This window comes from Pseudomonas sp. PS02303 (assembly GCF_029959925.1).
Taxonomy (GTDB): Bacteria; Pseudomonadota; Gammaproteobacteria; order Pseudomonadales; family Pseudomonadaceae; genus Aquipseudomonas; species Aquipseudomonas mandelii.
Genome location: NZ_JASCOM010000206.1, coordinates 1 through 10,473 on the forward strand (window position 1 = coordinate 1; position 10,473 = coordinate 10,473).

8 protein-coding genes are annotated in these 10,473 nt (G+C 59.6%); 6 read left to right on the forward strand and 2 right to left on the reverse strand.

Annotation, left to right across the window (positions count from 1 at the left end):
• Positions 1 to 68: 68 nt before the first annotated feature.
• A complete protein-coding gene (locus tag QMX98_RS27415; RefSeq protein ID WP_282411664.1) occupies positions 69 to 647 on the reverse strand; it encodes an ACP phosphodiesterase in 579 nt (192 codons plus the stop codon).
• 171 nt (positions 648 to 818) lie between these two features.
• Between QMX98_RS27415 and QMX98_RS27420 the strand changes: the two genes are divergently transcribed.
• The 3 genes from QMX98_RS27420 to QMX98_RS27430 are packed head-to-tail and all read left to right on the forward strand — an operon-like array spanning position 819 to position 3,382.
• Positions 819 to 1,139 carry a helix-turn-helix transcriptional regulator gene (locus QMX98_RS27420; RefSeq protein WP_010462509.1) on the forward strand — a complete coding sequence of 107 codons (321 nt, stop codon included), beginning with the start codon at positions 819 to 821 and terminating at the stop codon, positions 1,137 to 1,139.
• A 3-nt stretch (positions 1,140 to 1,142) separates the two neighbouring features.
• Positions 1,143 to 2,309, forward strand: coding sequence for an MFS transporter (locus QMX98_RS27425; protein ID WP_172792364.1), 1,167 nt, complete (start codon positions 1,143 to 1,145; stop codon positions 2,307 to 2,309).
• A 23-nt stretch (positions 2,310 to 2,332) separates the two neighbouring features.
• Positions 2,333 to 3,382: an alkene reductase gene (locus QMX98_RS27430; protein ID WP_010462513.1), complete on the forward strand. Its 1,050-nt coding sequence runs from the start codon at positions 2,333 to 2,335 to the stop codon at positions 3,380 to 3,382.
• 249 nt (positions 3,383 to 3,631) lie between these two features.
• On the opposite strand, the gene emhR is transcribed toward QMX98_RS27430, so the two are convergent.
• Positions 3,632 to 4,264 carry an efflux system transcriptional repressor EmhR gene (emhR, locus tag QMX98_RS27435; protein ID WP_010462515.1) on the reverse strand — a complete coding sequence of 211 codons (633 nt, stop codon included), beginning with the start codon at positions 4,262 to 4,264 and terminating at the stop codon, positions 3,632 to 3,634.
• Positions 4,265 to 4,529: 265 nt separating this feature from the next.
• On the opposite strand from emhR, the gene QMX98_RS27440 reads away from it, so the two are divergent.
• From QMX98_RS27440 to emhC, 3 genes are read left to right on the forward strand one after another with little or no spacing between them, the layout of a single operon-like run.
• On the forward strand, positions 4,530 to 5,687 hold the full coding sequence (locus tag QMX98_RS27440) for an efflux RND transporter periplasmic adaptor subunit (RefSeq protein ID WP_010462517.1): 1,158 nt from the start codon (positions 4,530 to 4,532) through the stop codon (positions 5,685 to 5,687).
• Between the two features lie 3 nt (positions 5,688 to 5,690).
• On the forward strand, positions 5,691 to 8,855 hold the full coding sequence (gene emhB, locus QMX98_RS27445) for an efflux RND transporter permease subunit EmhB (RefSeq protein ID WP_145307460.1): 3,165 nt from the start codon (positions 5,691 to 5,693) through the stop codon (positions 8,853 to 8,855).
• Entirely contained in the window at positions 8,852 to 10,312 is a 1,461-nt protein-coding gene (gene emhC / locus QMX98_RS27450) for an efflux RND transporter outer membrane subunit EmhC (protein WP_010462522.1), read from the forward strand. The genes emhB and emhC overlap by 4 nt, the downstream gene beginning before the upstream one ends.
• The last annotated feature ends 161 nt before the right edge of the window (positions 10,313 to 10,473 follow it).

Here is a 10,473-nt window from a genome sequence, read left to right on the forward strand (position 1 = left end):
GTTTTAAATTCAACAATGATGCTGAATGACACACCGCTATCGCGAGCAGGCTCACTCCTACAAGGGGTTTAAGGCGCAGGGTAGTTTTGGGCGAAATCCTGAAGCTGCGGATAAAACAACCGGAAATCCTCACTGAGCGGTTCGTACAGCCGACGCAATTCCTGCATCGCCCCCGCCAGTTCCTCAGGCCGGGTCAACCGCCGCGAAATCCCCCGCAGCACTTGGTCCAGCACATCAAACTCCTGATAAGACCCCAACCAGTCATTCGCCACCATGTGCGGCGCGATCCTCGCCAACCGCTCCGGCAATTGAGGCTCAGTCGACAGCACCCGATACACATCCGAGGTGAACCGCTCCAGCGGCTGGTCCGAGTAGAGGGTCCAGTCCCGCGCCAGGCAGTGGTCGAAAAACACGTCGAGCACGATCCCGGCGTAACGCCGGCGTGTGGTGGAAAATCGCGACAGCGAGGCATCCACCAACGGATGGCGGTCGGTGAAGACGTCGATGCTGCGATGTAGCTGGATGGCCGCTTCAATCTCCGGGTTGAACTGCCCTTGCAGCCGTCCCTTGACGAAATCGCCATACAGACTGCCGAGCAATTGACCGGGGCGCTGGCGACCGAGGTGAAGATGGGCGAGATAGTTCATGGGCGCAGCTTAGCATTGCGCCTTCGAATGTTGACACTCACCGTATCGTTATAACCCGATATAGCGATTTATGCGCTCGTCAGACCAAAATCATATTTGTATATCGCGATCTACCGATTTAAAGTTCGCCACATCGCGATATAGCGTTTTACTCATCACGAGCCCAAACCCATGACCATCGACCTCGACGAAATAATAAAAGCCCTGGCACACCCAGTCCGCCGAGACATCCTCATCTGGCTGAAAGACCCCAAGACCCAGTTCCCGGAACAGATCCACAACCACGAGTACGGCATTTGCGCCGGACAGATCGATCAACGCTGCGGCCTGTCGCAGTCGACCGTGTCCGCCCATTTGGCGACCTTGCAACGTGCGGGACTGATCAGCAGCCAGAAAGCCGGTCAATGGCACTTCTTCAAGCGCAACGAGGACGTGATCCAGGCGTTCCTCGCGGCCATCGTCAAGGAGCTCAGCGCTCCGACAAGGAATTAACCAATGCCCCTCTCGCTTCTCATTCTGGCCTTGAGCGCCTTCGCCATCGGCACCACCGAGTTCGTCATCATGGGCTTGTTGCCCGATGTGGCGGCTGACCTCGGCGTGTCGATCCCGGGCGCTGGCTGGCTGGTGACCGGTTACGCCCTGGGCGTGGCCATCGGTGCGCCATTCATGGCACTGGCCACCTCCCGATTACCGCGCAAGGCTGCACTGGTCGCGTTGATGGGCATTTTCATCATCGGCAACCTGCTCTGTGCCATGGCGACCGATTACAACGTGCTGATGTTTGCCCGTGTGGTCACGGCCCTCTGCCACGGTGCGTTCTTCGGTATCGGTTCGGTGGTGGCGGCAGGTCTGGTTCCGGCGAACAAACGCGCCTCCGCCGTGGCCTTGATGTTCACCGGCCTGACCCTGGCCAACGTGCTCGGCGTTCCGTTGGGCACCGCGCTCGGTCAGGAAGCCGGCTGGCGCTCGACCTTCTGGGCAGTGACCGTGATTGGTGTGATCGCGTTGATTGGCCTGATCCGCTTCCTGCCGGCCAAGCGCGATGAAGAGAAACTCGACATGCGCGCCGAACTGCGCGCCCTCAAAGGCGCCGGGATCTGGCTGTCGCTGAGCATGACGGCGCTGTTCGCGGCGTCGGTATTCACCCTGTTCACTTATGTCGCCCCGCTGCTCGGTGATGTCACCGGCGTCTCGCCCAAAGGCGTGACCTGGACCCTGATGCTCATCGGACTGGGCCTGACGGTCGGCAACATCATCGGCGGCAAGCTGGCTGACAAAGGCCTGGCCGCAACGCTGATCGGCGTCTTCATCTCGATGGCCGTGATCTCGACCGTACTGACCTGGACCAGCGTCGCGCTGATCCCGGCCGAAATCACCCTGTTCCTCTGGGCCACCGCGTGCTTCGCCGCCGTCCCCGCCCTGCAAGTGAACGTGGTGACCTACGGCAAGGACGCGCCGAACCTGGTGTCGACCCTGAACATCGGCGCTTTCAACATCGGCAACGCCTTGGGCGCCTGGGTCGGCGGCAGCGTCATCGCCCACGGTTTCGGCTTGACCAGCGTTCCACTCGCGGCAGCAGCACTGGCAGTACTCGCCCTACTGGTGACCCTGATTACTTTCCGTCAGCGCGGTAATCCCGAACTGGCCCCTGCTATCAACTGATACTTCACGAGGGTTGTACTTAAATGACGACTATTTTCGATCCGATCAAACTGGGCGACATCGAGCTGGCCAACCGCATCATCATGGCGCCGCTGACCCGCTGCCGCGCCGACGAAGGCCGGGTGCCAAACGCCCTGATGGCCGAATACTACGTACAACGCGCCTCGGCCGGCCTGATCCTCAGCGAAGCCACGTCGGTCACGCCGATGGGCGTCGGCTACCCGGACACTCCGGGTATCTGGTCCAACGACCAAGTGCGCGGTTGGGCGAACGTGACCAAAGCGATCCACGGTGCGGGCGGCAAGATTTTCCTGCAACTGTGGCACGTCGGCCGGGTTTCCCACGAGTCGTACCTGAACGGTGAAGCACCAGTCGCACCGAGCGCCATCCAGCCAAAGGGTCACGTCAGCCTGGTTCGCCCATTGTCCGACTACCCAACCCCGCGCGCACTGGAAACCGCTGAAATCGCCGACATCGTCGACGCCTACCGCACCGGTGCCGAGAACGCCAAGGCTGCCGGTTTTGACGGCGTGGAAATCCACGGTGCCAATGGTTACCTGCTCGATCAGTTCCTGCAAAGCAGCACCAACCAGCGCACCGATAACTACGGTGGCTCCCTGGAAAACCGTGCGCGCCTGTTGCTGGAAGTAACCGACGCCGCAATCGAAGTCTGGGGCGCTGGCCGCGTCGGCGTGCACTTGTCTCCGCGTGCCGACTCCCACGACATGGGCGATGACAACCTGGCCGAGACGTTCACTTACGTCGCTCGCGAACTGGGCAAGCGTGGCATCGCGTTCATTTGCTCCCGTGAGAAAGAAGCCGGCGACAGCCTGGGTCCACAATTGAAAGAAGCGTTCGGCGGCCCGTACATCGTCAACGAACGCTTCACCAAGGACAGCGCCAACGCTTGGCTGGCCAGCGGCAAGGCAGATGCAGTCGCCTTCGGCGTTCCATTCATTGCCAACCCGGACCTGCCGGCACGCTTGAAGGCGGATGCGCCGCTTAACGAAGCGCGTCCCGAGCTGTTCTACGCCAAGGGGCCCGTGGGTTACATCGACTATCCCGTGATGTAAGCATCCCCCTTGAAATGCAAAAGCCCCGACTCGAAAGAGCCGGGGCTTTTTGTTGCGCCATGTTTATTCACAGAGCTTCACACCGATTCACACGCACGACACAAAATCACTACAAAATACGTAGCTCGCTACCTTTCAACCTGACGAGCGTGCGTATATAAAAGCATCCCGGTGCATTAAGGCGAACATTGAAGGGATCAACGCTCGCCTTAATGGTTGACATAAACGGATCCAATTACGCATTTTGTTTTATTTGCGCAGGCTGGGGCTCAGGCGCAGCATGTCCAATCCTGTATTGACCCAACGCTCGGCTTCGGTGTGCAGTTGAAAACTGTCCGGGGCCAATAGCCACTGGTACAGCATGCCATCTATGTAGGCGTGCAGGCTGATGGCCGCGCGGACTGTGTCGAGGTCCTCGGGCATTTGCCCCCGATTCACCGCATTACTCAGGGCCAGGGCGATTCGCACATTGCAATCGAGGCTGACTTCACGACGCTGCTGACGCAGATCGCACATTTCATCGGTGAATTCGCACTTATGAAACAAAATCTCATTGATGCGTCGGGTCTTCGGATCCAGGGCAACTTGATGAAACAAATGAATCAGCAGTTTGCGCATGCAGCCCAGCGGATCGAGTTCATCTTCGCTTTCACTGGCCCTGGCCATTTCATCCAGCGGCTCTTTCAAGCTATCGAGCATGGCCTGCACCAGATCCGCCTTATTGCTGAAATGCCAGTAGATGGCGCCGCGAGTCACGCCGGCCAGAGTCGCGATGTCCGCCAGCGTAGTGCGCGCCACGCCTCTTTCATAAAAGGCTTTCTCTGCCGCTTCCAGTATCTGGCTGCGGGTTTCTTGAGCTTCCTCTTTGGTACGACGGACCATGGCAGTAAAACCTCAATCGGGATGCTTCAGCGATGTCTGAACAGCCGCTGAACAAAAGTGGGGCGAGCGCTCTTGGGACTCGTCCCCGGCTTACAATTCGAACCTTTGACGGGCGTTGGTAACGGGGTGGATACGCAGTCAAGGTGTTTACAAACAACCATGAACGTAAGTATATTCCTTAGCAAGCTACTTATCCACTCAGCACTCATTTTTTACCCTTTCACATTTCTAGTGCGTTTCTTGCGCGCCTGACCCGAGGATTTTCATGCAATTCAAGCCAGCTGTTACCGCTCTGGTCGCCGCCGTCGCCCTGGCATCACTGCTCAGCGGATGCAAAAAGGAAGAAGCGGCACCCGCCGCACCGCCTCCTCAGGTCGGCGTGGTCACCCTGCAACCTCAAGCCTTTACCCTGACGTCCGAGCTGCCGGGGCGCACCAGTGCGTTCCGCATCGCCGAAGTTCGCCCACAGGTCAATGGCATCATTCTCAAACGTCTGTTCAAGGAAGGCGGTGACGTCAAGGCCGGCCAGCAGCTGTATCAGATCGATCCGTCGGTCTATGACGCTACGCTGAAAAGCGCCCAAGCCAACCTGCAACAGACGAAGTCGATCTCGGATCGCTACAAGCAGTTGGTCAACGAACAGGCCGTCAGCCGTCAGGAATACGACACGGCGGTGGCCAACCGCATGCAATCGGAAGCCGCGCTGCAAACCGCTCAGATCAATGTGCGGTACACCAAGGTCTACGCGCCGATTTCCGGCCGCATCGGCCGCTCGAACGTGACCGAGGGTGCGCTGGTCAGCAACGGCCAGGTCGATGCCATGGCGGTGATCCAGCAACTCGATCCGATTTATGTCGACGTCACCCAGTCTTCGGTCGAGCTGCTTGAGCTGCGTCGCGAACTGGAAAGCGGTCGCCTGCAAAAGGCTGGCGACACGGCAGCGGCGGTCAAGCTGACGCTCGAAGACGGCAGCCAGTACAAACAGGAAGGCAAGCTCGAATTCTCCGAAGTCTCGGTTGACCAGACCACCGGCTCCGTGACCTTGCGTGCAGTGTTCCCGAACCCGGATCACACGCTGCTTCCGGGCATGTTCGTACACGCTCAGCTCAAATCCGGTGTGAACGCCGCTGCCATTCTGGCGCCGCAACAAGGCGTAACCCGCGACCTCAAAGGCTCGCCGACCGCACTGGTCGTCGGTGCGGACAACAAGGTCGAACTGCGTCAGCTCAAGGCCAGCCGCACCGTCGGCAACCAATGGCTGATCGAAGACGGCCTGAAGGCCGGCGATCGTCTGATCACCGAAGGACTGCAATTCGTCAAACCTGGCGTCGAAGTCAAAGCCAGTGAAGCGACTAACGTTGGCGCAAAGAACCCGGCCCCCGCACAGGCAGCTGACAAGGCTTCCAGCGGCAAAGGGGAGTAAACCATGTCGAAATTTTTTATCGACCGTCCGATTTTCGCTTGGGTAATTGCCCTGGTGATCATGCTGGTCGGGGCACTCTCGATTCTCAAACTTCCGATCAACCAATACCCGAGCATTGCGCCTCCGGCCATTGCGATCCAGGTCACCTACCCAGGCGCGTCCGCACAAACCGTGCAGGACACCGTGGTGCAGGTCATCGAACAACAGCTCAACGGTATCGATAACCTGCGTTATGTCTCCTCGGAAAGTAACTCCGACGGCAGCATGACCATTACCGCGACCTTCGAGCAGGGCACCAACTCCGATACCGCGCAGGTTCAGGTCCAGAACAAACTGAACCTGGCCACCCCGCTGCTGCCGCAAGAAGTGCAGCAACAGGGTATCCGCGTGACCAAGGCAGTGAAAAACTTCCTGATGGTGATCGGCGTGGTATCTCGCGACGGCAGCATGACCAAGGACGACCTGTCCAACTACATCGTGTCGAACATGCAGGACCCGATCTCGCGGACCGCCGGTGTAGGTGACTTCCAGGTCTTCGGTGCGCAGTACGCAATGCGGATCTGGCTCGACCCGGCCAAGTTGAACAACTTCAACCTGACCCCGGGGGACGTGAAAGCCGCCATCGCCGCGCAGAACGTCCAGGTGTCGTCCGGTCAGCTCGGTGGTTTGCCTGCCGTGGCCGGCCAACAGTTGAACGCGACGATCATCGGCAAGACTCGTCTGCAAACGGCTGAGCAGTTCAAGGCCATCTTGCTGAAGGTCAACAAAGATGGTTCGCAAGTGCGTGTCGGCGACGTGGCGGATGTCGCTCTGGGCGGTGAAAACTACTCGATCAGCGCCCAGTTCAACGGTAGCCCGGCCTCCGGTCTGGCGGTGAAACTGGCCAACGGTGCCAACGCCCTCGACACTGCAAAAGCTCTGCGCAAAACCATCGAATCCCTCAAGCCGTTCTTCCCGCAAGGGATGGAAGTGGTGTTCCCGTACGACACCACACCGGTGGTGACCGAGTCGATCAAGGGTGTGGTTGAAACCCTGGTCGAAGCGATCGTGCTGGTGTTCCTGGTGATGTTCCTGTTCCTGCAAAACTTCCGCGCCACCGTCATCACCACGATGACCGTGCCCGTGGTACTGCTGGGGACCTTCGGAATCCTCGCGGCGTTCGGTTTCAGCATCAACACCCTGACCATGTTCGGTATGGTGCTGGCCATCGGTTTGCTGGTGGACGACGCCATCGTCGTGGTGGAGAACGTCGAACGGGTCATGAGTGAAGAAGGCCTGTCCCCCAAGGAAGCCACCAAGAAATCCATGGGGCAGATCCAGGGTGCACTGGTCGGTATTGCTCTGGTGCTGTCGGCGGTACTGTTGCCGATGGCGTTCTTCGGCGGTTCCACCGGTGTGATCTACAAGCAGTTCTCGATCACCATCGTCTCGGCCATGGCCCTGTCGGTACTGGTTGCCCTGATCTTTACCCCGGCGCTCTGCGCCACCATGCTCAAAGCGATTCCCAAGGGTGAGCACGGCGTCCCGAAACGCGGATTTTTCGGCTGGTTCAACCGCAACTTCGACCGTAGCGTGAAAAGCTACGAACGCGGCGTTGGCAACATTCTGCGCAACAAGGTGCCGTATCTGCTGGTGTACGTGATCATCGTCGTCGGCATGATCTGGTTGTTCCTGCGTATTCCATCCGCATTCCTGCCGGAAGAAGACCAAGGTGTACTGTTTGCCCAAGTGCAAACCCCGGCCGGTTCCAGTTCCCAGCGCACCCAAGTGGTCGTGGACGAGATGCGTGAGTTCCTGCTGCGTCCGGGCAAGGACGGCGGTGAAGGTGACGCGGTGGCCTCGGTGTTCACAGTGACCGGCTTCAACTTCGCCGGCCGTGGTCAGAGTTCGGGTATGGCGTTCATCATGCTCCGACCGTGGGCCGAACGTAACGCCGACAACAGCGTGTTCAAAGTCGCGGCCCGTGCCCAACAGCATTTCTTCACCTTCCGTGACGCCATGGTGTTTGCGTTCGCACCTCCGGCGGTGCTGGAGCTGGGTAACGCCACCGGTTTCGACGTGTTCTTGCAAGACCGTGCTGGTATCGGTCACGACGCACTGATGGCTGCACGCAACCAGTTCCTCGGCATGGCGGCGCAGAGCAAGGTGCTGTCGCAGGTCCGCCCGAACGGTCTGAACGACGAACCGCAATACCAACTGGAAATCGATGACGAGAAGGCCAGCGCCCTGGGCATTACCATCGCCGACATCAACAGCACCCTGTCGATTGCCCTGGGCAGTAGCTACGTCAACGACTTCATCGACCGCGGTCGGGTGAAGAAGGTTTACGTACAAGGCCAGCCGGGCGCTCGCATGAGTCCTGAAGACGTGAAGAAATGGTACGTACGCAACAGCGCCGGCACCATGGTTCCATTCTCCGCGTTCGCCAAGGGCGAGTGGATTTACGGTGCACCGAAGCTCTCGCGTTACAACGGCGTAGAAGCGATGGAAATTCTCGGTGCCCCGGCACCCGGCTATTCCACCGGTGAAGCCATGGCCGAAGTCGAAGCCCTGGCCCAGAAACTCCCGGCCGGTGTTGGTATTTCCTGGACCGGCCTGTCGTACGAGGAGCGACTGGCGGGTTCGCAGGCGCCAGCGCTGTTCGCGTTGTCGATCCTGATGGTGTTCCTGTGTCTGGCCGCGTTGTATGAAAGCTGGTCGATTCCGATTGCGGTGGTGCTCGTGGTGCCGCTGGGGATTATCGGAGCCTTGATGGCGACCAGCTTGCGCGGTCTGTCCAACGACGTGTACTTCCTGGTGGGTCTGTTGACCACCATTGGTCTGGCGGCAAAAAACGCCATTCTGATCGTCGAGTTCGCCAAAGACCTGCATGAACAGGGCAAGAGCTTGCAGGAGGCCGCCATCGAGGCTTGCCGCATGCGTTTGCGTCCAATCATCATGACCTCCCTGGCGTTTGTCCTCGGCGTCGTGCCGCTGGCCATTTCCACTGGCGCCGGCTCGGGTAGCCAGCACGCCATCGGTACGGTGGTGATTGGCGGTATGATCACCGCCACCGTCCTGGCGATCTTCTGGGTCCCACTGTTCTTCGTTACCGTGTCGTCCATTGGCCAGCGCAAAAAAGCCGACCAGGATGACGCAATTGAACCTTCTAAAGAGGCTGGCCAATGAGCAAGTCGCTACTCTCCATCGCCGTTGCCGCCTTCGTGCTGAGCGGCTGCTCGCTGATTCCCGACTATCAGCAACCTGAGGCACCAGTGGCGGGCCAATACCCGCAAGGTCCGGCGTACTCGTCGGCCCAGGCGCCGAATCAGGCCGCTGCGGAACAGGGCTGGAAGCAGTTTTTCCATGACCCGGCACTGCAACAGCTGATTCAGGTGTCGCTGGAAAACAACCGTGACCTGCGTGTCGCCGCCCTGAACATCGACGCGTTCGCGGCTCAATACCGCATCCAGCGCGCCGATCTGTTCCCGGCCGTTTCAGCCAATGGCACCGGCAGCCGTCAGCGTCTTCCGGCTGACGCGTCGCAGACCGGTCAAGCGGGCATCAGCAGTTCCTACTCCGCTACGGTCGGTATCAGTGCTTATGAACTCGACCTGTTCGGTCGGGTTCGCAGCCTCAGCGAAGAAGCCCTTCAGAAGTACTTCGCGACAGAAGAAGGCCGTCGCAGCACGCAGATCAGTCTGGTGGCCAGCGTGGCCAATGCCTACCTGACCTGGCAGGCCGACAAGGAACTGCTGAAACTCACCCAGGACACCCTCGGTGCGTTCGAGGAGAGCTACAAGCTCACCGCGCGCAGCAACGAAGTCGGTGTGGCCTCGGCCCTGGACCTGGCCCAGTCGCGTACCTCGGTGGAAAACGCCCGGGCGCAACTGGCCAAGTACACCCGTCAGGTCGCGCAGGACGAAAACAGCCTGGTGCTGCTGCTCGGCACCGGCATCCCGGCCAATCTGCGAGAAGCCAAACCGCTATCTGACAACCTGCTGAGCGACGTACCGCCCGGTCTGCCATCGGACTTGCTGCAACGTCGTCCGGATATTCTCCAGGCCGAGTACAACCTGAAAGCTGCCAACGCCAACATCGGCGCGGCACGGGCGGCGTTCTTCCCGAGCATCAGCCTGACGGCCAATGCCGGGACCCTGAGCCCGGACTTGTCCGGTCTGTTCAAGGGCGGCTCGGGCACCTGGTTGTTCTCGCCGCAGATCAATCTGCCGATCTTCAATGCCGGCAGCCTGCGCGCCAGCCTGGATTACTCGAAAATCCAGAAAGACATCGGCGTGGCGAACTACGAGAAGTCCATTCAAACGGCCTTCCAGGAAGTCGCCGACGGCCTGGCCGCCCGCCAGACCTACACCGATCAGCTGCAGGCGCAGCGTGATTTCGTCACCGCCAACCAGGACTACTACCGTCTGGCCGAGCGTCGCTACCGTATCGGTGTCGACAGCAACCTGACCTTCCTCGACGCCCAGCGTCAGTTGTTCAGCGCCCAGCAGGTGCTGATCACTGATCGTCTGGCGCAGCTGATCAGTGCGGTCAATCTGTACAAGGCACTGGGTGGTGGCTGGAACGAGCAGACGGCGAAAGTCGAACCGCTGAAAGAAGAAGCGCCGAAGATGAAGTTGTTCTGATAGCGCTGTAAGACAAGAGGCCCACCTTTTGGTGGGCTTTTTGTTGCCTGCGGGAAAAGGTGTGGTGTCAGTAATGGCCTCTTCGCGGGCAAGCCTCGCTCCTGCAGTGTCCGCGTCGGATTATATTCCATGAAACCCCCACACCCCGTAGGAGCGAGGCT

What these genes read in the sequence shown, in the direction of transcription:
- QMX98_RS27415 (WP_282411664.1), bottom strand. Translation starts at nt 647, where the DNA reads ATGAACTATCTCGCCCATCTTCACCTCGGTCGCCAGCGCCCCGGTCAA.
- QMX98_RS27420 (WP_010462509.1), top strand. Translation starts at nt 819, where the DNA reads ATGACCATCGACCTCGACGAAATAATAAAAGCCCTGGCACACCCAGTC.
- QMX98_RS27425 (WP_172792364.1), top strand. Translation starts at nt 1,143, where the DNA reads ATGCCCCTCTCGCTTCTCATTCTGGCCTTGAGCGCCTTCGCCATCGGC.
- QMX98_RS27430 (WP_010462513.1), top strand. Translation starts at nt 2,333, where the DNA reads ATGACGACTATTTTCGATCCGATCAAACTGGGCGACATCGAGCTGGCC.
- emhR (WP_010462515.1), bottom strand. Translation starts at nt 4,264, where the DNA reads ATGGTCCGTCGTACCAAAGAGGAAGCTCAAGAAACCCGCAGCCAGATA.
- QMX98_RS27440 (WP_010462517.1), top strand. Translation starts at nt 4,530, where the DNA reads ATGCAATTCAAGCCAGCTGTTACCGCTCTGGTCGCCGCCGTCGCCCTG.
- emhB (WP_145307460.1), top strand. Translation starts at nt 5,691, where the DNA reads ATGTCGAAATTTTTTATCGACCGTCCGATTTTCGCTTGGGTAATTGCC.
- emhC (WP_010462522.1), top strand. Translation starts at nt 8,852, where the DNA reads ATGAGCAAGTCGCTACTCTCCATCGCCGTTGCCGCCTTCGTGCTGAGC.